This is a genomic window from Nocardia nepalensis (genome assembly GCF_048910785.1).
Taxonomy (GTDB): Bacteria; Actinomycetota; Actinomycetes; order Mycobacteriales; family Mycobacteriaceae; genus Nocardia; species Nocardia nepalensis.
Window position 1 is genome coordinate 33,292 of record NZ_JBKBET010000018.1, and the last position, 23,146, is coordinate 56,437.

The following is a 23,146-nucleotide window of genomic DNA, read 5'->3' on the forward strand; positions in this document are numbered from 1 at the left end:
GGTACGGCCGTTCACGGTCATGGGGCAGCGGGGTCGGCACCCGGGAACCATCGGTGCATGGCGATCGCGCCTGCCGATGCCGCCGCCGCGACGGCGAGCGCCGAGGCACCGAGAACCGTTGCGGCGCTGATCAAACCCACCGCGATGGGACCGGCGAACATGCCTATGTCGTGGGTCAGCCGCCATGCGCCGAGGAATTCGGCGCGCTGGCCCGGCGGTGCGACATCGGCGCCGACGGTCATGATGATGCCGTTGCTCACGCCGTTGGCGAGGCCGAGTAGCACCGCGACACCGGCGAGTTCGACTGCGGTCGAGGTGAGCGGGATGGCCGCGAAACCGGCCGCGAACAACAGCATCGACGGGACGCCCGTGGCGCGACTGCCGTAGCGATCGAGCCAGATGCCGCCCGGATAGGACAGCAGCACATCCATTGCCCCGGCGATCCCGAACACCAGACTCGTGATGGCGGCACTCACGCCGATGTGTGCGGCCCACAGCGGGAGCAGCGTGGTGCGGGTCGCCCGCGCGGCACCCATCAGCAGGGCCGCCAGGCCGAGTGTGCCGAGCACCCTGCGGTTCCCGACGACCACCGAGCGCAGCGTGTGGTCGGCGGAGTCGGCGGCATCGCCGTCGGCCGGACGGATGGCGAGCATCGCCGCACCCGCTATGACGGTCGTGGCGAACTGCAGCCATAGTGCGCCGCTCGGCCCCATCGCATAGACCAGTCCCGCCCCGGCGAACGGTCCGCAGAAGGACCCGAGCCGCGAGGCTCCGGCGAGGGTCGAAAATGCGCGGCCACGCTCGTTCTGCGGCACCACGGCCACGATGTAGGACTGGCGCGCCAAACCCCACACCGCGCTGGCGGTTCCATTGAGCAGCACACCCACCGCGAGCACGCCGGCATGCGGAGCGCAGATCGCGCACAGCACCCCGACCAGACCGAGGCCCGAACCGAGGGCGATCGCCCAACGCTCCCCTATCTGCCCGACGATCCGCCCCGCGGGCAGATCCGCGAGCACCATTCCCAACCCGCTCAACGCGACGACGATCCCCGCTACACCGGCCGAGGCACCGAGATCCAGCGCACGCAGCGCGTACATCGGCGCGGCCGCGCCGGATCCGATGCCGTAGAGCACCACCGGCACGAATACCGTCCACACCAGCGATCGCAGTCGCACGGGTTCGGTTGTGGCGTAGCGCTGTTCACTCACGAATCCACCTCGCTGACGCTCGGCTCCGTCGTGCGCGAAGGCGCACATGCGCTGATGGAGACCGCGCTGCGCGGGCGGCTCACTCTGAGCCAGGCCGCGCAGCGGGAGCGGATCGGCGCATGGTGCTGATGGTTCGCTCGATGACGCTCGCTCACAGCGCCCGCAGGCTGCTACCGGCGCTCACTGGGCGAGCGCAGGCCGGCGGGCGAACCGGCTCTCCGGTCGTGTCAGACCGAAGTGGTCGCGCAGGGTGGTGCCGGTGTATTCGGTGCGAAACAGGCCGCGCCGCTGCAGGATCGGGACCACCTGCTCGGCGAAAACCTCCAGCCCGCCCGGGTAGTAGGGCGGCATCACATTGAAACCGTCGGCGGCGCCGTTGCGGAACCATTCCTCGATCGTGTCGGCGACCTGCTCCGGTGTTCCGGCGAAAACCCGATGCCCACGGGCGCCGGCAAGGCGGTGCAGCAGCCCGCGCACGGTGGGCCGCTCCCGCTGCACGATCCCGGCGACCACTTGCCGACGGCTCTGGCCGTTATCGGTGACATCGCCCGCGTCGCTGAACAATTCGAGCGGTACCGGCTCATCCAGCGGCAGGTGCCGCAGACTCTGCCCGGCGATACCCTCCAACTGCTTCAGACCGTATTCGGGCACCGTGAGCTCGTTGAACTCCCGCTCGAGTTGTTTGGCGGCCGCTTCGGTATCACCGATGAACGGGCTGATACCGGGCAGAATCTTGACCTGATCGGCGTCGCGGCCGAATTCGGCCGCCTTGGCCTTGATATCGGCATAGAACGCCTGCGCGTCCTCTAGGCGCTGGTGTGCGGTAAAGATCGCCTCGGCGTACTTGCCCGCGAACGCCCGGCCGTCATTGGAGGCCCCGGCCTGCACGAGCACCGGATGTCCCTGCGGGGTGCGCGGCGCGTTGAACGGCCCACGCACGCTGAGGTATTCGCCGACGAAGTCGATCGGATGGATTCTGTCCGGATCGGCGTACACGCCCGCTTGCTGATCCAGCAGGATCGCATCGTCTTCCCAGCTGCCCCACAGCGCGACGACGGCGTCGACGAACTCCCTGGCCCGCGCGTATCGCGTCGCGTGATCGGGATGTTTGTCGAGTCCGAAATTGGCTGCGGCGAGGTCGGTTCCGGTGGTGACGATATTCCAGCCCGCCCGGCCGCCGGAGATGTGATCCAACGTGGAGAACAGCCTGGCCAGGTTGTAGGGCTCGTAGTAGGTGGTCGACGCCGTGGCGATCAGCCCGAGATGCGTTGTGGCCGTGGCGATCGCGGTGAGCAGCGTGATCGGCTCCAGTCCGGAGGCCGCGTTGTGCTTGACATTGGTGCGCAGCGCGGGCCCGTCGGCGAAGAACACCGCGTCGAGTTTGGCCGCCTCGGCGGTGCGACCGATCTCCTGGTAGTAGGCGACATCGTAGATCCGGTCGGGTCGGCTCTGCGGATGCCGCCAGGCCGCCTCGTGATGGCCGGAGGGATAGATGAACGCATTGAGGCTGAGTTGGCGAGTCATGAGGCTTTCTTCTCATCGTGTAGCGCCGCGACATCGACGCCGAGGCTGGCCAGCAGCAATTCGCGGAGGCGGTTGAAGTCCGGATGGGTGTGTCGGCGTGGACGTTCCAGGTCGATGCGCTGGTCGATGGCGATGCGTCCCTCGTCCAGGACGAGCACGCGATCGGCGAGCAGCACCGCCTCGTCGACATCGTGGGTCACCAGCAGTACGGCGGGCTTGTGCCTGGCGCACAGATCCTGCAGCAGCACATGCATTTTGATGCGGGTCAGCGCGTCCAGCGCACCGAAGGGTTCATCGGCCAGTAGCAATTCCGGCTCCCTGACCAGCGACCGCGCCAACGCGACGCGCTGCTGTTCGCCTCCGGAAAGCTCCTTGGGCCAGGCCTTTTCCCGCCCGCCCAGGCCGACCTCCGCGAGCGCGGTGCGGCCGCGCTCGGCGGCGTCGGAACCCTTCAACCCGAGAATCACGTTGTCCAGCAGACGGTTCCACGGCAGCAGTCGCGAATCCTGGAACACCACCGCACGTTCCGTCGGCACGCGCAGCTCACCGGAGCCGGGCACGTCACGATCCAGTTCGGCCAGCGCGCGCAACAGCGTGCTCTTACCCGAACCGCTGCGCCCGAGCAGAGCGACGAATTCACCACGCGCGATATCGAGGTCGATGCCGTGCAATACGACCCGATCGCCGAAACCCCTGCGCAAATCGCGGGTTCGAACCACGCTCAGTCCGCGATCGTCTGCCGCCATGCCAGCGCCCTCCGTTCCGTTGCCCGCACGGCGATATCGCCGAACAGTCCGAGCAGGCCGTAGATCACCAGGCCGACCACGATGACGTCGATCTGGCCGTAGGTGCGCGCCTGCGTCATCAGATAGCCGATGCCGCTGGTGGCATTGACCTGCTCGACCACCACCAGCGCCAGCCACGAAATGGTCACCGCCAGCCGCAGACCGGTGAAGAATCCCGGCAGCGACCCCGGCAGCGCGATCCGGCGGACGAAACCCCATCGCGAAAGACCCACCGTCGCAGCCAATTCCACATATCGGCTGTCGACGCCGCGCAGTTGCGCATGGGTATTGATGTAGATCGGTATCGCGACACTGGTCGTGATGACGATGAGCTTCATCTCCTCACCGATGCCGAACCACACGATGAACAGCGGAATCAGCGCCAGCGTCGGAATCGAGCGTTTGATCTGGATCGGGCCGTCGAGCAGGGCTTCGCCGATCCGGCTCAGCCCGGCGATCAAGGCCAGCACCACACCGATCACGACACCTAGCCCGAGGCCCCAGCCCGCGCGCTTCAGTGAGGTGACCAGATTCGATTGCAGTCTGCCATCGGCGAGTAGATCACGCGCGGTCTCGGCGACCGTCCACGGTGCGGGTAGCGTCTGCGAATCCAGTGCGCCCGAGGCGGATCCGAGCACCCACGCCCCGATCAGCAGCACCGGCCCGATGGCGATCCCGAACGGGATGGGGCGGCCGGGACCGAGGCGGGGTCGAGTCGGCTTGCGCCGGGCCAATACCGGCTCCGAAGCGGTGTGCGAACCTCGTCCGATTCGGCCGAGTACGCCGACATCCAGGGTGGCCATGGCTATTTCGCCTTCTGTTCGAATGCCGCGCCGCTCTCGGTGACGGCCTGCGCGACGACGGCGTCGAAGCGCAGATCGAAACCGTCCGCAGCACGTACCTTCTTGGGCAGTTCGCCAGCCTTGTCGATCGCGTCGATGGTGCCCTGCTGACGATCGACGAGCTGCTGATCCAGGTGCGGGAAGGTATAGGTGCCGAGCGAGTCGACGATCCGCTTGGCGTCATCGGCGCTGACCTTCTGGCTCTCGACGTAGTACTTGCGCGCCCACTCGTCTTGGTGCGTATTGACCCACTGGTAGGCGCGAATATAGGCGGCGACCAGCGCCCGAGTCGCGGCCGCCTTGGCCGGATCGGTGACCACGGCACGACGCGCGTACAGGTAGCCGACACCGCCGTAGATGCCGGTGGTCTCCGAATCCGGAATCAGCGACGCACCGGGGGTGCGCAACAGCCGGGTGACGTTCGGTTCGGCCAGCGGCGCGATATCGACCTGTCCCGTGCGCACCGCGTCCAGGAACTCCGCGAGCTGCAGCCGAACCAGTTGCACATCACCGGGTTTCAGCCCGGCCTTGGCCAGCGCACGCAGCACCGCGGCCTGTTGGGCGGTACCCTCCGCGTAGGCGATCTTCTTACCTTTGAGGTCGGCCAGCGTGGTGGCCGTCTTGCCCGGCGCCACCGCGAGTTTCAGTGCGCTGGGGCTGGATTGGTAGGCCGCGATGATGGGCACATCCTGCCCCGCCACCTGCGCGTGGATCGGCGGGACATCGCCGACCGTCGCGACATCCGCGGCGCCCGCCCGGAAGGCCTCCAGGATGGCCGGTCCACCAACGAAATTGGCGAATTCCACCTTGAACGGCAGCTTGTCGAGTTCGCCGGAGAACTGCAGCACCGACTTGAACCGCTCTTGCTGATCGGCGAGCACAAGCTTGGTACCAGCGGGGATTTCGGTGGGCAGCGGGGCGTCGACATTACCGACCGGCTTATTGTCGCTCGCGCAGCCGGACAAGCCCAGGCTCGCAACGGTCGCCGCGGCGAGCAAAGCGGCGGTAGTGCGGCCGCGCAGGCCGGTCAGGAACGTAGTTGGTCGGAGCATGCGTGGAATTGAAGCAGGGCGAAACCGGCACGCATACGGTTTGTCTTAGCCTGATTCCAACTCAGCGCACGATGCCAACTAGGGCGGCGCCGCCGAGGAGATCGAACCGCGCACCTGCTCCTGATACCGCTGGATGAACGGCAGGATCTGCTGGTCGATGATCTGGTTGTAGGCCTCGGGCCGCTGCATCGGATTGGCGTGCCCGGTATTTCGCGGCATGACGACCAGCAGCGTGCCGTCCACGCCGCCGGCCCGCTCGATGAGCACCTGATGGGAGTACTCGACATCGACCACCGGGTCGTTACCCGGATCACGCGGGCGGATGAACACGATGGCCGGACGTGGTTTGCCGTCGGCGGGATGGGACAGTGCGCGCAGGTCGTTGATCGCACCGCCCGCCACGATCGCCAGGAACTGCGTCTCGATCAGGCCGTTGCTGGCCGCGTCGCGGGAAAAGACCTTCTCGCTCAACACCTCCTCGACCACGTCGCGCAACGGCTCGAGCCGGACACCGGGTAACCCATTGCGCCCGCGATCGACGAATCGGTCTCGGCGCGCATAGGTTTCGACGGCCAGCCGCAGTGTCCGGCTCTCCCGCGCGCCGGGCAGCCAGCCCATCCAGCGCACCATGTCCTCGCCCGCGCCGCGGCTCTCCGGGCGCACCGCATTCAGATCCACCGGTGTGCAATCCAGCAGCACCCCGACCAGCCGCCGGTCGCTGCCGGTGTGGATATGCCGGGCGACCTCGAGCGCGATGACCCCGCCCATGCTGTGCCCGACCAGCACGATGTTCTTCAGGCCCGACATCTGGGCGGCGCGGATGATCAGATCGGCGATCACCTTGGTGTCGATACCTTGATTGTCGTATTTGATCGCCCAGACCACGCCCATCTCGCTGAGGGCGGGCAGTGCGGCCGCGGTATTGCTCGCGTTCAAACCGCCGAGACCGACCATATCGACGACGACGGTGTCCCAGTCGCGCTCGTGCGCGGGAGTGGCGATCGGCAGCACCGCGGGTTCGGTGCGCGCGAGCCGATCGCGTTCCGGGGTGACGTCGTGCTCCCAGTACTGGGCGAACACGATCAACCCGGCAAGCAATACCAAGGCGACCCGAAGCAGCGCCTGCCTGGTGCGGCGCAACGTCTGCCACCCGTGCCCGAGACGAGTCTCCCGTAGCCGGGCTCTACGTCGCGCGTCGTCCCAGTCCGAGACGGTGGACGGGTGCCGATCGTCCAACGGCGACATCTACCCCACTGTAGGTACCGTTGGCGAGCGCTGCCACGCAACCCGATGCCCGCCTCCACCATTGAGCCACGCGCCCACAGTGTGGTGCGGCGGCTCGATACGCGATCAGTGCAGTTCGCCGGCCTCGGCGAGCGCGGCGAGCTGGCCCAGCGAAATACTCCAGCCGAGTTCCGATACCCGAGCCACCCGATCCGATCAGCCCGAATAGCCGCGATCCCGGAGCCAGCGGCCGAAACCGCGGCAGCCCTGCGGACACCTAGCGCTCGAGCGGGGACCACCCAGGCGTGAACCAACCGGGAGCGGCTGCCGAGAACCGATCGCGATCCCAGCCGCCCGCACCCGCTGGCACCGAACCGACCACGTCGACGCCGGTAACCCGGGGCAGATCGCCGCGATTGCATTCGGCGGCCAGGTCCGGATGCGCGGGCCAGGAACCGATCACCAGACCCGCACAGCGGACCCCAGCGGAAGACAATGCGCGCGTGGTCAATTCGCTGTGGTTGAGGGTGCCGAGGCCGGCCGCGGCAACGACGAGCACGGGAGCATCGAGCTTCTGCGCCAGGTCGAGCAGCGTGAATTCGCCCAAACGGACCAGCAATCCGCCAGCGCCTTCCACCAACGTCAGATCCGCATCGGCGAGCGGGTCGATGGCGGCGGCGGTTTCACTCAATGTCAGCTGCGGCTGCCCGCAACGGCGCGCGGCGGTGTCCGGCGCCAACGGGTCGGGATAGCGAGCCAGCTCGACCGTTCGAGTGACCGTGGTCAGGCGTTCGATTTCGGCCAGATCGCCGGGTTCGCCCGGCCCCACACCGGTTTGGGCCGGTTTGCACACGGCAACAGTCCGGCCAGCGGCAAGAGCGGCCGCCGCAAGAGCGGCCGTCACCACGGTCTTGCCGACCTCGGTCGAGGTCCCGGTAACGAACAGCATGCTCATGCGCCGACCACTTCCAGCCCACGCGCCCGCGCCAACACCTCGCCGAGAACCGTTGCGATGGTGTCGAGTTCATCCGGAGTCAGGTTCGCACGCGCGGTGAGCCGCAGCCGCGAGGTGCCCTCGGGCACCGACGGCGGACGGAAGCACCCGACATCCAGCCCACGCCCCCGACAAGCTTGCGCTGCGTCATAGGCGACCTGCGCCTGCCCCAGCACGACCGAGACAACCGCCGAATCCGGTTCCGCCACACCGGCAATGCGCGCGATCTCAGCAGCCCGTTGCAATACCCGGCCCGCCATCTCGGGCTCCCGGCGCAACAGCCGCAGCGCCGCGCGTGCCGCACCGACCGCGGCAGGCGCGAGTCCGGTATCGAAGATGAACGTGCGCGCCGCATCGATCAAATGCGCGCGCACCCGCGCACTGGCGAGCACCACACCACCCTGCGCGGCAAGGGCTTTCGACAGTGTCGCGGTGATCACCAGATCCGGCTCCCCGGCCAGACCGACCTCGTGCACCAGCCCGCGTCCGCCCGTGCCGCGCACACCGAGCCCATGCGCCTCGTCCACGATCAACACCGCACCGTTGGCCCGGGTAACCCGGTGCAATTCGGCCAGCGGAGCCAGATCACCATCGGCACTGAACACCGAATCGGTGAGTACCAGCGCCCGTTCCTCGGTGCGCTCGCCGAGCAGCCGCTCGACCGCCGCGACATCGCAGTGCGCGGCGATCTCCACCCGCGACCGCGAGAGTCGGCAGGCATCGACCAGCGAGGCATGGCTGCCCGCATCGGAGACGATCAGCGCACCACGCCCGGCGAGCGCGGTCACCACGCCGAGATTGGCCGCGTAGCCCGAGGCGAAGACCAAACCGGCTTCGGCGCCGACGAATTCGGCGAGTTCGGTCTCGAGCTGTTCGTGTTCGGCGGTGGTCCCGGTGACCAGCCGGGATCCGGTCGACCCGGCGCCCCAGCGTCGCACGGCGTCGATCGCGCCCTCGATTACCTCGGGGTGGCGCACCAGCCCGAGGTAGTCGTTGGAGGCCAGGTCGATCGACGGCGACTGTGGCGCGCGCGGCCGTAGCTCACGGCGCAACCCAGCGCTCACGCGCTCGGCGGCGCGTTCATCCAGCCAGCCCAACGGATCGGTAGTCACAGCTCCGCAGCATACTTGAACACCGTTCAGGCCGCCTGCCGAGGGTCGGATGCTGGTACCGTGGGAGCAATCGTTGACAGGTCGCCACCGGACAACGGTGGCGCGGCATTTCCGCCAAAGGGAGTAGGGCCGGATGCCACGGTGGGCGTTAGTCGTCGAAGAGACAACAGGTTCCGGGGATCACAACCGTTGGTCACCGCGGGTACTCGCGGAGGTGATCGGTACGCGCGAGCAGGCGCTCGCCAAACTGACCAGTCTCATATCGACTTTCACGCCGCAGCATCCGAAGCTCCCCGGCCGCCGCATCCTGCTACGCGACGGCGACAGCTTCCTCCTGATCGCCAGCGGCTGGGCCGAGGACTACCACTGTGTCTTCCGCGTCTGGGAGGTCGTCTCCGACACCGACCATCCCGAAATCGCCCGAACCCAGAGCAGCACCCGCTAGCGCCCCGTTCAGCTAGCTCCTGCCGTACCGAGCCCGGGGACGCGGGGTTCCCGTCGAACGCAGTCGAATGGTGGCCGCCCAGGCCGTATTCGACCGCCATATGACTACGCTCGGCGATCAGCAGGAGTGGGTGGACGGGCACTCAGGCCTGGGCGGCGGCGACCATGGCGGCGGCGATGCGTTCGACGTCCTGGGTGGTGCTGATGAACGGGGGCATGGTGTAGATCAGATCGCGGAAGGGGCGCAACCAGACCCCGGCCTCGACGGCGGCGTGAGTGGCCTTGCGCATATCCACCGGATGGTCCAGTTGGACGACACCGATCGCACCCAGCACCCGCACATCCACCACCCCGGGCAGCGAAAGAGCCGGAGCCAGGCCGGCTTTCAGCTCCGATTCGATGCGGGTGACCTCGGCACGCCAATCCCGTTGCAGCAGTAGCTCGATCGAGGCGACCGCGACGGCGCACGCCAGCGGGTTGCCCATGAAGGTGGGCCCGTGCATCAGCCCGCCGTGTCCGGCGCTGATGGTTTCGGCGATCCGCGAGGTGCACAGTGCGGCCGCCAAGGTCATATATCCCCCGGTGAGCGACTTGCCGATACACATCACATCCGGGCTCACCCCGACATGATCGGCCGCGAAAAGCGTTCCGGTGCGGCCGAATCCGGTCGCGATCTCATCGAAGGCAAGCAATACCCCGTATTCGTCGCACAGGCGGCGCAGGTCGGTCAGATACCGCGGATCGTGCCAGCGCATCCCGCCCGCCCCCTGCACGACCGGTTCCACGATCACCGCCGCGACCTCATCGGCATGCGCGGCAAGCAGCCGCTCGAATTCGGTCACATACTCCGGCGAGTACTCGCGCGGCGGCGCCGGGGCGAAGATCTGCTCGGTGAGCACGTCGGTCCACAGCGAGTGCATGCCGCCCTGCGGATCGCACACGCTCATCGGTGTGAAGGTGTCACCGTGGTACCCGCCGCGCCAGGTGAGCAGCCGCCGCTTGTCCGGCTTACCCGCAGCGCGCCAGTACTGCAGGCACATCTTCACCGCGACCTCGACCGAAACCGATCCGGAGTCACACAGGAACACCTTGTCCAGTCCCGCGGGCGTCAACTGCACGAGCAGTTGGGCCAGCCGGGCCGCCGGTTCGTGGGTGAGGCCGCCGAACATCACATGACTCATCCGCTGCGACTGCGCCACCAGCGCGGCGTCCAGCACGGGGTGCCGGTAACCGTGGATGGCGGCCCACCAAGAGCTCATCCCGTCGACCAATTCCCGCCCGTCGGCCAGCGTGAGCCGTGTCCCGGACGCACTGGCGACCACCAGCGGCTCGGTCGTCGCGGGGAAGCCGCCGTAGGGATGCCAGACATGCGCGGCATCGATGGCGGTGATCTCGGCAGGGGTCAGGGGGGTGGCAGCCGGCGGGGTGGGTGAATTCAGTGCCACGGGAATCCTCGCGGTCGTGCGACGGCCCCGGCCTCCCCGGGGCGAGCTTGAACGCCGTTCAAGTTACCACTCGAGCTGCACACGCACGATCCCGCATCGGCGAATACCACACTTAACCGGATATTCCGACGTATCCTTTGACTCAGTCAAAGATTGGGAGCCGCCGTGACCGCCGTTGCCGCCGCCGATATCGACGCCGTCCGCGAATTCAACCGCCGCTACACCCGGGTCATCGGGGTGCTGCGGGAGGGCCTGCTCGACAGCGAATACTCACTGACCGAAGCGCGAATCATGTTCGAACTGGCCAACTCCGGCTCGACCGAGGTCGTCGCACTGCGACGCACGCTCGACCTCGACCCCGGATATCTGAGCCGCATTCTGGCCCGCTTCGAGAAGGACGGATTGGTCCAGCGCAACCGCTCCGAGAGCGATGGGCGACGCCAGGAGGTCCGGCTGACCGCGCGCGGCCAGGAGATCTTCGAGGCACTCAACCAGCGGTCCAGCAGCGAAGTCGGTTACCTCCTCAACGCGCATTCACCGGCCGAGCGCGCCAAGCTGGTCACCTCCATGCGCACCATCCAGCGCATTCTCGACGGCACCGGACCGGGCGAGCTGGTGATCCGCGCCCCGCGACCGGGCGACTACGGCTGGGTGATCCAGCGCAACGCCGCGCTCTACGCCGCCGAATACGGCTGGGACGCCAGTTACGAAGTGCTCGTGGCCCGCATCGTCGCCGATTACCTGGACGAGCACGACGAGCGTCGCGAGCGCGCCTGGATCGCCGAATACGACGGCGAACCGGTGGGCTGCGTGTTCTGTGTGGCGGAAAACGAGACCACCGCCCGGCTGCGGCTACTGCTCGTGGAACCCACCGCCCGCGGCCTCGGAGTCGGCTCCGCACTGGTCGACCGATGCCTGCGATTCGCCACCGAGGTCGGCTACCACGAGATGGTGCTGTGGACCAATGACGTACTCACCTCGGCGCGGCGCATCTATCAGCGCGCGGGATTCGAACTGGCGGAATCGAATCACCATCACAGCTTCGGCCACGATCTAGTCGGCCAGACCTGGCGGCTGACGCTCCCGACACGCGATCAATCACCCGGATCGGCTACCGGCGGCGTCGGGTGAAAACCGGCCGCGACCAGGACTGACTCGCCCGGCCGCAACCACCCGCTCCGAGTGCGGCCCGGCTGACGCTAGTGTCGTTGACATGGCTCAGCCCGACGCAGCGCCCGGTGAGGTGACACCCCTCGGTGTCTGGCCCGGCACCGCCTACCCACTGGGCGCGACCTACGACGGCGCCGGTACCAATTTCTCGGTGTTCTCGGAGGTTGCCGACGCCGTCGAGCTGTGCCTGATCGCCAGGGACGGAACCGAAGCCAGAGTGCCGCTGGATGAGGTCGACACCTACGTCTGGCACGCCTATCTCCCGACCATCGGACCGGGCCAGCGCTACGGCTTCCGGGTGCACGGACCCTACGATCCTGAGCACGGATTACGCTGCGATCCAAGCAAATTGCTGCTCGATCCCTATGGCAAGGCCTTCGACGGCGATTTCGACAACGACTCCTCGCTCTACACCTACGGCCAGGATTCGCTGGGGCACACCATGACCGGTGTGGTGATCAACCCGTTCTTCGACTGGGGCGCGGACCGTCGGCCGAATCGGCCCTACCACGAAACGGTCATCTACGAGGCGCACGTCAAGGGCATGACGATGACGCATCCGGATATTCCGGAGGAATTGCGCGGCACCTACGCGGGCATCGCGCACCCGGCGATCGTGGAACATCTGAAGGGCCTCGGCATTACCGCGATCGAGCTGATGCCGGTGCACCAATTCCTGCACGACCGTGTCCTTTTGGATCAGGGGCTGCGAAACTACTGGGGCTACAACAGCTTCGGCTACCTGGCGCCGCACAACGAATACGCCGCCAGCCCGCGCGGCGGCGCCGCGGTTACCGAATTCAAGGCCATGGTGCGGGCTCTGCACGCGGAGGGCATCGAGGTGATCCTCGACGTCGTCTACAACCACACCGGCGAGGGCAATCATCTCGGGCCGACCCTGGCCTTCCGCGGCATCGACAACGCCGCCTACTATCGCCTGGTCGACGACGACCCATCGCACTACATGGATTACACCGGCACCGGTAACAGCCTCAACGTGCGCCACCCGCACACGTTGCAGCTGATCATGGACTCGCTGCGCTATTGGATCCTGGACATGCACGTCGACGGCTTCCGCTTCGACCTGGCCGCCACCCTGGCCAGGGAACTGCACGATGTGGACCGGCTCTCGACATTCTTCGATCTGGTGCAACAGGATCCGGTGGTCAGTCAGGTGAAGCTGATCGCGGAACCGTGGGATGTCGGCGAGGGCGGCTACCAGGTCGGTAATTTCCCCGGCCAGTGGACCGAATGGAACGGCAAGTACCGTGACACCGTTCGCGACTACTGGCGCGGCGAACCCGCCACCCTCGGCGAATTCGCCTCCCGGCTCACCGGATCCTCGGATCTGTACGAGGCCACCGGCCGCCGCCCGAGCGCCAGTATCAACTTCATCACCGCGCACGACGGCTTCACGCTGCGGGACCTGGTGTCCTACAACGAGAAACACAACGAGCCCAACGGCGAGGGCAATCGTGACGGGGAGAGCTACAACCGCTCGTGGAACTGTGGTGTGGAGGGACCGACCGACGATCCGGAGATTCTCGCGTTGCGCGCCAAGCAGAGTCGCAATCTGCTCGCCACGCTGGTGCTCAGTCAGGGCACCCCGATGCTCGCGCACGGCGACGAGATGGGCCGCACGCAGCAGGGCAACAACAATGTCTACTGCCAGGATTCGCCGCTGGCCTGGATGGATTGGTCACTGATGCAGACGAATTCGGACCTGCTCGAGTTCACCAAACGGGTGATCGCATTGCGCACAACGCATCCGGTATTCCGTCGCCGCCGCTTCCTGGCGGGTAGGCCGATCCGCTCCAAGGAGCATGCCCGCGATATCGCCTGGCTCACTCCCTCCGGTGAGGAGATGACGCCCGCGGACTGGGACAGCGGATTCGGCAAATCGCTGACGGTGTATCTCAACGGTCTCGGCATCAACGAGCCGGGTCCGCGCGGCGAGCGCATCACCGACGACTCGTTCCTGCTGTGCTTCAACGCACACGACGCCGGCCTCGACTTCGCACTACCCGGTCCCGATTACGGCGCCGAATGGTCTGTCGCACTGGATTGTTCGGTGCCCGACGGCCGAGCCGAGGCCACCCATCCGGCGGCGAGCACCATTGCCGTCCCCGCCCGTTGTCTGCTAGTCCTCCACTGCCCCGCATAACCGAAACGCCGATGACCGAGACCCACAAGATCGAGACGCACACTTATCACACCGATCCCATCTCCCGCGGCCGCACCACGGCCCGGCAGACCCCGATCCGCAGCACCTACCGACTCCAGCTGCGCCCCGACGCCTTGACCTTCATCGATGCCCGCGCGATCGCGGAATACCTACAGCAGTTGGGGATTTCGCATCTGTACCTGTCGCCGATCCTCACCGCGACGGCCGGGTCGGCACACGGCTACGACGTCACCGACCCCACCACGGTCTCGGCCGCCCTCGGCGGCCCGGCCGGACTCAAGGCGCTCTCGGACGAAGTGCGCAGCCGCGGTATGGGTTTGATCGTGGACCTGGTGCCCAACCATGTCGGCGTCGCCGATCCCAGGCAGAACCCGTGGTGGTGGGATGTACTGCGCAACGGGCGCGAATCGAAGTTCGCGCACTTCTTCGATATCGACTGGAGCGCGGGCAACGGGGCGGGCGGGCGGCTGGCGCTGCCGGTGTTGCAGAGCGAAAACGATCCGGCCGCACTGACGGTCGATCGATCCGGTTCGGAACCGATGCTGGCGCTGCATGATCTGCGCTTCCCCATCGCGGCGGGCACCGACGGTGATAACGCGCTGCGCATCCACGACAAACAGCACTACCGGCTGGTCAGCTGGAAGGCCGGGTTGTGCACCTATCGGCGGTTCTTCGCGGTCAGCAGCCTGGCCGCGGTGCGTCAGGAGGATCCCGAGGTCTTCGAGATCACCCATCGGGAACTGGCGGCCTGGTGTGAGCACGATCTCATCGACGGCGTCCGGATCGACCATCCGGACGGATTGTCCTATCCCGCCGCATATCTGACGAAGCTGCGTCGGCTCATCGGCCCACACCGGCTACTGCTTGTCGAAAAGATCCTCGCCAACCGCGAACCGCTGGACGCCACCCTGCCGGTCGACGGCACCACCGGTTACGACGCCCTGTCCGACTACGGCGGCGTGCTGATCCACCCCGACGGCGAACCGGCGCTGACCGAACTGTCGCGCAAACTCGCCGGACACGGCAGCGACCGCGCCTGGGTCGGCGAAACCGAACATCGGATCAAACGCGCGGTGGCGGAGAACATTCTGGCCCCGGAGATCCGGCGCCTGGTCGCCGCGATCAAGCGCGACGCGCACGCCGAGAGCTTCGACACCATGGCATTGACCAATGCCACCATCGAGGTGCTGGCCTTCATGCCGGTATACCGGGTGGATTACGCGCCACTGGCGGGTATGACCGGTGCGGTGGTCGCCGAGGTGGAGAAGCGCAATAGCGAACTCACCGTGCCGCTGAGCGTGCTGGTGGCCGCGCTGGCCACCGACGGTGAGGCGGCTGTGCGATTCAGCCAGGTCTGCGGCGCGATCACTGCCAAGGCCGTCGAGGACACCATGTTCTATCAGGCGGCACGACTGGTCTCGCTGCAAGAGGTGGGCGGCAATCCGGCGCGATTCGGCCACTCGCTCAACGAATTCCACCTCTCCAATAGCGAACGCGCACTGCGCTGGCCGGCCACCATGACCACGCTCTCGACCCACGACACCAAGCGCGGCGAGGATGTGCGGGCGCGGATCGGGGTGCTGTCCCAGGCCGCGGAGACCTGGGCGCGCGCCGTCGAATCCTGGCAGGACATCACACCGGGTCCCGACGGCGCGACGACACTGTTCCTGTTGCAGAACATGTTCGGCATCTGGCCCGCCGACGGCCGTCCCGCCTCGTCGGTGGCCGGGTTGCGCGAGCGGCTGCATCTGTTCGCGGAGAAGGCGATCCGCGAGGCCGGAGTCCATAGCTCCTGGGAGGAACCGGATTCCGAGTTCGAGAAGAAGGTGCACGGCTGGCTGGACGCGGTGATCGACGGTCCGGTCGGCTCCGAAATCGGTGATCTGGTACACGAACTCGCGCCGCACGCCTGGTCGGATTCGCTGTCGCAGAAACTGCTGCAGCTGTGCGGGCCCGGGATTCCGGATATCTATCAGGGCTGCGAACTGTGGGAGGACACGCTCGTCGATCCGGACAACCGGTGTCCGGTGGACTTCGCCGCCCGCGCCGGACTGCTGCAATCGCTCACCGGCACACCGGCATTGGACACCACCGGCGCGGCCAAGATGTGGATCGTCGCCTATGCGCTGTGGCTGCGCCGCGAACGTCCGGACTGTTTCGTGGGCGGCACCTATCTGCCGCTGTTCGCCACCGGCGAGCAGGAGAGCAGGCTGGTCGCCTACGCGCGCGGCCGCGCCGGTGAGACGCCCGAGGTGATCGTGGCGGCCACCCGGCACAGCCTCGGTCTGGCCGAAACCGGGTGGGGCGACACGACATTGGAGCTGCCGCAGGGCAATTGGACCGACCGGCTCACCGGTCACACCTTCCAGGGCCGGGCCCGATTGGAGAAGCTGTTCGCCCGACTGCCGGTGGCGCTACTGGTGCGCTGAGGGTTCCTCCGGTGCGATCGCGGTGGCCGTGCTGGTCTTCTCGATCAGCGTCTCGGGCACCGTCCCGTCGTGATCGTGCAGCCAGCGCCGCAGATTCATAGGCCGGTATCCGGTGGCGTCGTGCACGGTGGAGGCCAGGCGAACGCCCCGGTCCCCATCGGTGTACAGCCGCCGCCAGGAGTCCCAGTAGAAGCGCGGATTCATCGGCTGGCGAATGGTGCGCAGCACGTTGAGGATTCGGTATCCGATGCCCAGGGACCTGTGCAGCTCCATATGGTTTTCCTGGGCCCGGCAGCGCTCGGCCAGACCCTCCAGCCGCTCCCGGTCGAAGACGAGCCCGACGGCCTCCGCCTCGGCCACCATCCAGCGCAACGTGATGTCGGACAGCCCGCATTGTCGGTAGCCGCCGCCGATATCGCTGTGCACGCCCTCGAACCACACCTGCTTGACGCGGTCGTAGTGGCGGGAGTACTTCACATCCGGTTCGATCGGCACCTCCCAGAGGCACGGTTCGAAATTGCGGCGCCGCTCGTCGAGGGCAAGGGCCTGGCGCGCGCAGTAAACGTTGCGTCCGAGCTTCACATCGTGGAACCGATGCCGCAGCGAGGTCAGTCCGGGCACGCCGAGCGCGCCGACGGTATCGAAGACGCCGATGAAGTCGATCTTGGCGGGCCCGTCCCAGCAGTTCTCCTTGCGAAAGTCGATCCACTCCTGTGGTTCCTTCGGATCCGGGTTCTCCGGTGTCCGCATCGGCGCGGGCTGATGGTGAATCCGCAAGGCCTGCGGGTACTTTCCCTCGATCATGGCATCGGGCGTCATGATCCCGATGCGGCCGATCAGACCGGCCAGGCTGCGTGCGGTGAAGGCGCCGCGGCTGAAACCGAAGATGTAGATCTCATCGCCCGGCTGCCAGTTCAACGCCAGATGCCAGTACGCCGAGGACAGATTCGCCTCGAGTCCGAGCCCGAACGCACCGCCCATCAGGCGGTCGGCCAGGAAGCCGCGGGCACCCGGCCCGGAAACATAGCTGACCCACTGCTGGATCGGCTCCCCCGACGGTCCCGGCGCCTCGTACCGGATCGTCTGCGCGATCTTGATGATATTCGATACCGTGCTGCTCGATTCGGCCTTCCAAGTGCCGTCGCAGCAGACCACCAGTCGTTTCATAGGTAGCGATCCTCCGCCCCGATTACCGTCGAAACCTGCGTACTCGACTACCCGAATCATCGACGGCCCAACCGGGAACGTTAATGAAAATGTCGTCTTTCAATGGAAAGGACGCGCGCCGGACGGGACTTTCGCGAGTATCCTGGCGCGGCTACAACCGGGTGGTGTCGCAGAACACCGCGATGCGGCCCGTTATCCGATCGAGCAACGCCGCGGACAACGGTTACGGTGAGCAGATGCTCCATGGAAGACAAGCCGAACAAGCACAGATCGATCGGCTTCTCGAGCAGGCACGGTTGGGCCGCAGTGGGGCGCTGGTGCTGCGTGGGGAACCCGGCATCGGGAAGACGGCGCTGCTGGATTATGCGGCGGCGCAAGGGATTGCGTCGGTGCGCAGCGCCGGTATCGAGTCCGAGGCGGAGTTGCCGTTCGCGGGGCTGCATTTGCTGATCAAGCCGGGGATGGCGCTGGTCGACGGGCTGCCCGCGCCGCAGCGCGATGCGCTGCGCGGGGCCTTCGGGCTGGCACACCACGATCCGGCGGATCGGATGCTGATCGGATTGGCGGTGTTATCCCTGCTGGCCGAGGAGGAGGGGCCGCTGCTGTGTTTGATCGACGACGCGCATTGGCTGGATCGGGCGACGGCGGAGACGCTGCTGTTCGCGGCGCGGCGGCTCGATGCCGAGGGGGTGGTGATGATCTTCGCGACGCGGACCGGCGAGCAGGATTTTCCCGCGCCCGGACTACCCGAACTGGTGCTGACCGGTTTGACGCAGGAGTCGGCGGCCGCGCTGGTGGACAGCCGAGGTCCGGAGTTGGCGCCCGCCATCCGGTATCGGCTGCTCGCCGAGGCGGGCGGTAATCCGCTCGCGCTGCAAGAGCTGCCCGCCGTATTGGCCGCCGAGGCAACGGGATCCGGCCATACGAGCGGGCCCAATCCCCTACCGCTGACACAGCGATTGCAGGTCGCCTTCCACGGCCAAGTGAGCAGGCTCCCCGCCGCCACACGGACGTTGCTGCTGGTGGCCGCCGCCGCGGGCACCGACGATCTCACCACGGTGCTGCGCGCCGCCGACGGACTCGGCGCGCGCCTGCCGGATCTGCAACCCGCCGCCGACGCCGGACTCGTCCGCAGCGACGGACTGACCGTGCGGTTCCGCCATCCCCTGCTGCGCTCGGCCGTTTACCAGGGTGCGCCGCTGACCCAACGTCTCACCGCCCACGCCGCCCTCGCCGCCGCGTCGACCGAACCCGAGAACGCCGATCTGCGCGCCTGGCATCTGGCCTCGGCGGCGACGGGACCGGACGAAACCACCGCCGCCGCCCTAGAGGACTCCGCCGATCGCGCCCGGCGCCGCAGCGGCTTCTCCGGGGCGGTTGCCGCCTACGAGCGCGCGGCCGGCTTGAGCACCGACGCCGCCGCTCGCGTGCGCCGACTGGTTTCGGCCGCCGAAACCGCCGGCGAGGCCGGACAATTGGATCGCGCGAGCCGCCTGGCCGACCGTGCGGCCAACCAGACAACCGACCGGATGCTCTGCGCCCGACTCGATCTGGTCCGGGCCACGGCGGAATTCGGTGCGGGCAAACCACTCTCGGCGCACCGGCTGCTGCTGGCGGGCGCCGACCTGGTGCGCGCCGACGATCCGGCACGCGCCGCCCGCATCCTCATGCAGGCGGTGCACACGGCCTGGTATCTCGGCGCACCGGAACTGGCGGAGGTCGCCGCGCACATCAACGCCCTGATCCTGCCCGAATCCGAGCCGATGGCGCCCATCGCCAGCTACACGGTCGCCGGTATCGACGGCCGATTCACCATCGACCTGCGCGACGCGGCCGCCGCGGCCCGGCGCAATGGCGCGGACAGCCCGCGCGATCTGGTGCAGATGTGCGGCACCGGCATGGTCGTCGGCCAGGACGAGCAGGCCGCGGAGCTGGCCGCGACCCTCATCGCCGAATGCCGTGAACAGGGTCGCATCGCCCTGCTGCCGACCCTGCTGTTCTTCCGCGCCGAGACCGAACTGTTCCTCGGCCGACCCCGCGAGGGCCGTATTGCCGCGACCGAGGGCCTGCGGATCGCCCAGGACATCGGGCAGCGGCACTGGATCAGCCAGATGTCGAGCTATCTCGCCTATCTGGCCGCCCTCGAAGGGCGCGAGCAGGACTGCCGTGAGTTCGTAGACCGCGCGCTCGCCGAAGAACTCGGCGGCGCCGCGGCCCCTGGCGCGCCGTGGACGCTGGCGGCGCTCGGCGTGCTCGAGCTGGGCCAGGGCAAGGTCGACAGCGCGCTCTCGCGGCTGGAGTTGCTCACCGTAGAACCCGCCCGCCACCACGTGATCGGTTTGCGCGCCCTGCCCGACCTGATCGAGGCGGCGGTGCGCCTGGGCAGCCCGGAGCGGGCGGGTGACGCACTGGGTCGACTACAGACTTGGGCCGTGGCCTCGCAGCAGGAATGGGTCGGCGCCCTTGTCCAGCGCTGTATGGCACTGACCGCGCCGGAAGATAAGGCGGAGAAGCACTTTCAAGCAGCGCTGGAGCGCGGCGGCCGCCCCTTCGAACAGGCGAGAACCCAACTGCTCTTCGGCGAATGGCTACGCCGCAACCGCCGGAAGACCGAGGCACGCAACCAACTCCAGCCCGCCCTGGAAACCTTCGACCGCCTCGACGCCGCCCCATGGGCCGACCGTGCCCGCACCGAACTCGCCGCCCTCGGCGTCGGCGCCGCCACCCGCCCGACCACCGGCGTCCTCGCCCGTCTGACCCCGCAAGAGCTGCAAATCGTCCGCCTCGCCGCCCAGGGCATGTCCAACCGGGACATCGCGGCCCAACTCTTCCTCAGCCCGCGCACCGTAGGTCACCACCTCTACAAGGCCTACCCCAAGCTCGGCGTCCTCTCCCGCACCGAACTCCCCGACCTCCCCTTGGACGAGGCCTAAGTCCCCGCAGCGATCAAGATCAGGTGGCACTGGTGGCGGGGGCTTCTCGGGCGATGCCGCCACAGATTCCACGTGATCACATGTCCAACTGAGGGGGTGGGTGGTGGCGTTCGGGTTGGGTGGGCTGCGGTAGGTCCTGTTGTTCTGCACCGACTCCCAGAGGGTGCTCGACCCGGATGGTTTGGCGTTCCGTGGTTTTGCCGGTGCAGTGCTGGGCGCGTCGGGTGCCGTACCCGACTTACCTCCCGCAGTCGGGTGGGCAGGCCCGTGGCTTCCAGCTTGGTCGACTGGCTGTGGTTGCGTTCTCGAGCGTTTCGAGGGGGGTTGAGTGGTGGTTGTGGGTGGGGTTTGGAGCCGCCTTTCGACTGCGCCTGAAAGCCCGTGCCGCCATTGGACTGCGCTCGGCGGCGTGGGATGGGGTCGTTATGTGCTGCGGCGTGTGGTGATGTGGCCTATGACCCAGCGGGCTGTCGCGATGGCGGCGGCGGCTAGGACCGCGATTTGGAGTGATCCGGTGATCAGTGCGAGCACGAGGCAGATCATGAAGCCGAGGCTGAGCGCCTCGAGCTTGTACATCGGCCATGCGCTGCCCGCGATGTCTACCGCTGCGGGGCGGGCCGGGTGAACCACTGCCATGGCGTCAGGCTACACGGATTGGGAAGTTCGGGCTACCGAACATTTGTGGCGGGAACAGTGACAGGGTCGGTGGTGTTGCCGATGTCATGCCATTGACAGGTGAATACGCACCGAGTACATCCGATTGGGCCCGTGAGCAGGCCGAGCAGATCGAGAATTCCGGCGGCACCGAGGGTCTGACTCTGCAGGGCAAGCCCGTCGTCGTCCTGACCAGCAAGGGCGCGAAGACCGGTCTGCTGCGCAAGACCGCGCTGATGCGGGTCGAGCACGACGGCGAGTACGCGATCGTCGCATCGCTGGGCGGCGCGCCGAAGCATCCCGTCTGGTACTGGAATATCAAGGCCGAGCCGCATGTCGAGCTGCGCGATGGCACCGTGAACAAGGATTACACCGCGCGCGAGGTCTTCGGCGAGGAGAAGGCGCTGTGGTGGGAGCGGGCGGTCGCGGTCTGGCCCGATTACGCGGGCTATCAGACCAAGACGACCCGTGAAATTCCGGTTTTCGTCCTGACGCCGCGGTAAATCCGGTCGAAGGCGGCCGCGAAAGCGGTCGTTTGCCAGCCCCGACGCCGACCCGCCGCGTCCGGCCGACGCGGCGGGTGGCAGCATGTTTCGGGTGTCCAATCCGCTTGACCTTCTCGACCAGTCCACTTCTCGTCCCGCGCTCAGCGCGGACGAGATCGACGCCGCCGCCAAGCGAATTGCCGAGATTATCGAGCCGACCCCGTTGCAGCACAGCCCCCGGCTTTCCGCGCTGACCGGGGCGCAGGTCTACCTCAAGCGCGAGGACCTCACGGCCGTGCGTTCCTACAAGCTGCGCGGCGCCTACAACCTGATCGTGCAGCTCACCGAGTCCGAGCGGGCCGCGGGGGTGGTCGCGGCCAGTGCGGGCAATCACGCCCAGGGCGTGGCCTTCGCCTGCAATGCGATGGGTATCACGGGCCGCATCTACGTCCCGACCACCACGCCGAAGCAGAAGCGCGACCGCATCCGGGTGCACGGCGGACGATACGTCGAGCTGATCGCGGTCGGGGAAACCTATGACGCGGCCGCCGCGGCCGCCGCCGACGATGTCCGACGCACCGGTGCGACTATGGTGCCGCCGTTCGACGATGCCCGTACCGCGGCCGGACAGGGCACCATCGCCCCGGAGATCCTGGAACAGCTCGGCGGCCGGACCCCCGATCTGGTGGTCATTCCGGTCGGCGGCGGCGGCTGCCTGGCGGGCGTCGGCACCTACCTGCGCAAGCGCTCGCCGAGCACCGGCATTCTCGGCGTCGAACCGGCTGGTGCGGCCTCGATGACCGCCGCCTTGGTCGCGGGCGGCCCGGTGACGCTGCCCGAGATCGATCCCTTCGTCGACGGCGCCGCGGTGCGCCGGATCGGCCAGGTGCCTTACACCGCGATCGCCGCATTCGGCGGCAGAGTGGTCTCACATGCCTCGCTGCCATTGCTGACCGCGACCGAATCTCCAAGGGGCGCTGGCGCTTTCCAGATGATGCAGGTCGACGAGGGCGCGATCTGCACCACCATGCTGGACCTGTACCAGAACGAGGGCATCATCGCCGAACCCGCGGGCGCGCTGTCGGTGGCGGCGTTGGCCGAGATCGCTGTCGAGCCGGGATCCACGGTGGTTTGCCTGGTATCCGGTGGCAATAACGATGTCTCGCGCTACGGCGAGATCATCGAGCGTTCGCTGGTGCACCGCGGCCTGAAGCACTATTTCCTGGTGGACTTCCCGCAGGAACCGGGCGCGTTGCGGCGGTTCCTGAACGAGGTGCTCGGTCCCGATGACGACATCACCCTGTTCGAGTACGTCAAGCGCAACAACCGGGAAACCGGTGCGGCGCTGGTCGGCATCGAACTCGGCGCACCGGACGGACTCGGCCCGCTGCTGGCGCGGATGGACGATTCGCCGATCCAGTGCGAACGCCTGGAGCCGGGTTCCCCGGCCTACCGTTACCTCACCTGATCCGACCTGAACAGCGAAACCG

The 23,146-nt window shown here is 67.4% G+C and carries 18 protein-coding genes; 7 read left to right on the top strand and 11 right to left on the bottom strand.

Annotation, left to right across the window (positions count from 1 at the left end; translation table 11 throughout):
- Window positions 1–17: 17 nt before the first annotated feature.
- The 8 genes from ACHQ4I_RS10650 to ACHQ4I_RS10685 form a co-directional block, all read right to left on the bottom strand.
- Window positions 18–1,211 carry an MFS transporter gene (locus ACHQ4I_RS10650; RefSeq protein ID WP_420771527.1) on the bottom strand — a complete coding sequence of 398 codons (1,194 nt, stop codon included), beginning with the start codon at window positions 1,209–1,211 and terminating at the stop codon, window positions 18–20.
- Window positions 1,212–1,391: 180 nt separating this feature from the next.
- Window positions 1,392–2,735, bottom strand: coding sequence for an LLM class flavin-dependent oxidoreductase (locus ACHQ4I_RS10655; RefSeq protein WP_420771528.1), 1,344 nt, complete (start codon window positions 2,733–2,735; stop codon window positions 1,392–1,394).
- Window positions 2,732–3,481, bottom strand: a complete 750-nt coding sequence (locus ACHQ4I_RS10660) for an ABC transporter ATP-binding protein (protein ID WP_420771529.1) — start codon at window positions 3,479–3,481, stop codon at window positions 2,732–2,734. Before ACHQ4I_RS10660 ends, ACHQ4I_RS10655 begins: the two co-directional genes overlap by 4 nt.
- Window positions 3,457–4,323: an ABC transporter permease gene (locus tag ACHQ4I_RS10665; protein WP_420771530.1), complete on the bottom strand. Its 867-nt coding sequence runs from the start codon at window positions 4,321–4,323 to the stop codon at window positions 3,457–3,459. The genes ACHQ4I_RS10660 and ACHQ4I_RS10665 overlap by 25 nt, the downstream gene beginning before the upstream one ends.
- Window positions 4,324–4,325: 2 nt before the next feature.
- Window positions 4,326–5,414, bottom strand: a complete 1,089-nt coding sequence (locus ACHQ4I_RS10670) for an ABC transporter substrate-binding protein (RefSeq protein WP_420771531.1) — start codon at window positions 5,412–5,414, stop codon at window positions 4,326–4,328.
- 78 nt (window positions 5,415–5,492) lie between these two features.
- Complete coding sequence (locus tag ACHQ4I_RS10675) at window positions 5,493–6,659, bottom strand: alpha/beta fold hydrolase (RefSeq protein ID WP_420771532.1); 1,167 nt, start codon at window positions 6,657–6,659, stop codon at window positions 5,493–5,495.
- 256 nt (window positions 6,660–6,915) lie between these two features.
- Window positions 6,916–7,593, bottom strand: a complete 678-nt coding sequence (gene bioD, locus ACHQ4I_RS10680) for a dethiobiotin synthase (protein WP_420771533.1) — start codon at window positions 7,591–7,593, stop codon at window positions 6,916–6,918.
- Window positions 7,590–8,744: an 8-amino-7-oxononanoate synthase gene (locus ACHQ4I_RS10685; RefSeq protein WP_420771534.1), complete on the bottom strand. Its 1,155-nt coding sequence runs from the start codon at window positions 8,742–8,744 to the stop codon at window positions 7,590–7,592. Before ACHQ4I_RS10685 ends, bioD begins: the two co-directional genes overlap by 4 nt.
- A 133-nt stretch (window positions 8,745–8,877) precedes the next feature.
- On the opposite strand from ACHQ4I_RS10685, the gene ACHQ4I_RS10690 reads away from it, so the two are divergent.
- Window positions 8,878–9,189: a hypothetical protein gene (locus ACHQ4I_RS10690; RefSeq protein WP_420771535.1), complete on the top strand. Its 312-nt coding sequence runs from the start codon at window positions 8,878–8,880 to the stop codon at window positions 9,187–9,189.
- Window positions 9,190–9,331: 142 nt separating this feature from the next.
- Here ACHQ4I_RS10690 and ACHQ4I_RS10695 read toward each other — a convergent pair whose 3' ends face one another.
- Complete coding sequence (locus tag ACHQ4I_RS10695; RefSeq protein ID WP_420771574.1) at window positions 9,332–10,627, bottom strand: adenosylmethionine--8-amino-7-oxononanoate transaminase; 1,296 nt, start codon at window positions 10,625–10,627, stop codon at window positions 9,332–9,334.
- A gap of 171 nt (window positions 10,628–10,798) precedes the next feature.
- Between ACHQ4I_RS10695 and ACHQ4I_RS10700 the strand changes: the two genes are divergently transcribed.
- The 3 genes from ACHQ4I_RS10700 to treY all read left to right on the top strand — a co-directional run bounded on the left by ACHQ4I_RS10700 (window position 10,799) and on the right by treY (window position 16,417).
- Window positions 10,799–11,764: a bifunctional helix-turn-helix transcriptional regulator/GNAT family N-acetyltransferase gene (locus tag ACHQ4I_RS10700; protein WP_420771536.1), complete on the top strand. Its 966-nt coding sequence runs from the start codon at window positions 10,799–10,801 to the stop codon at window positions 11,762–11,764.
- An 82-nt stretch (window positions 11,765–11,846) separates the two neighbouring features.
- Complete coding sequence (gene glgX / locus ACHQ4I_RS10705; RefSeq protein WP_420771537.1) at window positions 11,847–13,967, top strand: glycogen debranching protein GlgX; 2,121 nt, start codon at window positions 11,847–11,849, stop codon at window positions 13,965–13,967.
- A gap of 11 nt (window positions 13,968–13,978) precedes the next feature.
- The gene (treY, locus tag ACHQ4I_RS10710) at window positions 13,979–16,417 is read left to right on the top strand and encodes a malto-oligosyltrehalose synthase (RefSeq protein WP_420771538.1); all 2,439 of its coding nucleotides are present in this window, start codon (window positions 13,979–13,981) and stop codon (window positions 16,415–16,417) included.
- Here treY and ACHQ4I_RS10715 read toward each other — a convergent pair.
- A complete protein-coding gene (locus ACHQ4I_RS10715) occupies window positions 16,403–17,584 on the bottom strand; it encodes a DUF2235 domain-containing protein (protein ID WP_420771539.1) in 1,182 nt (393 codons plus the stop codon). The genes treY and ACHQ4I_RS10715 overlap by 15 nt on opposite strands.
- Before the next feature lie 89 nt (window positions 17,585–17,673).
- Here ACHQ4I_RS10715 and ACHQ4I_RS10720 point away from each other — a divergent pair, with 89 nt between their 5' ends.
- Window positions 17,674–20,517, top strand: coding sequence for a helix-turn-helix transcriptional regulator (locus tag ACHQ4I_RS10720; RefSeq protein WP_420771540.1), 2,844 nt, complete (start codon window positions 17,674–17,676; stop codon window positions 20,515–20,517).
- Window positions 20,518–20,940: 423 nt separating this feature from the next.
- On the opposite strand, the gene ACHQ4I_RS10725 is transcribed toward ACHQ4I_RS10720, so the two are convergent.
- Window positions 20,941–21,153, bottom strand: a complete 213-nt coding sequence (locus ACHQ4I_RS10725) for a hypothetical protein (RefSeq protein WP_420771541.1) — start codon at window positions 21,151–21,153, stop codon at window positions 20,941–20,943.
- Between the two features lie 86 nt (window positions 21,154–21,239).
- On the opposite strand from ACHQ4I_RS10725, the gene ACHQ4I_RS10730 reads away from it, so the two are divergent.
- Complete coding sequence (locus tag ACHQ4I_RS10730; RefSeq protein ID WP_420771542.1) at window positions 21,240–21,674, top strand: nitroreductase family deazaflavin-dependent oxidoreductase; 435 nt, start codon at window positions 21,240–21,242, stop codon at window positions 21,672–21,674.
- Between the two features lie 85 nt (window positions 21,675–21,759).
- Window positions 21,760–23,124: a threonine ammonia-lyase IlvA gene (ilvA, locus tag ACHQ4I_RS10735; RefSeq protein ID WP_420771543.1), complete on the top strand. Its 1,365-nt coding sequence runs from the start codon at window positions 21,760–21,762 to the stop codon at window positions 23,122–23,124.
- The last annotated feature ends 22 nt before the right edge of the window (window positions 23,125–23,146 follow it).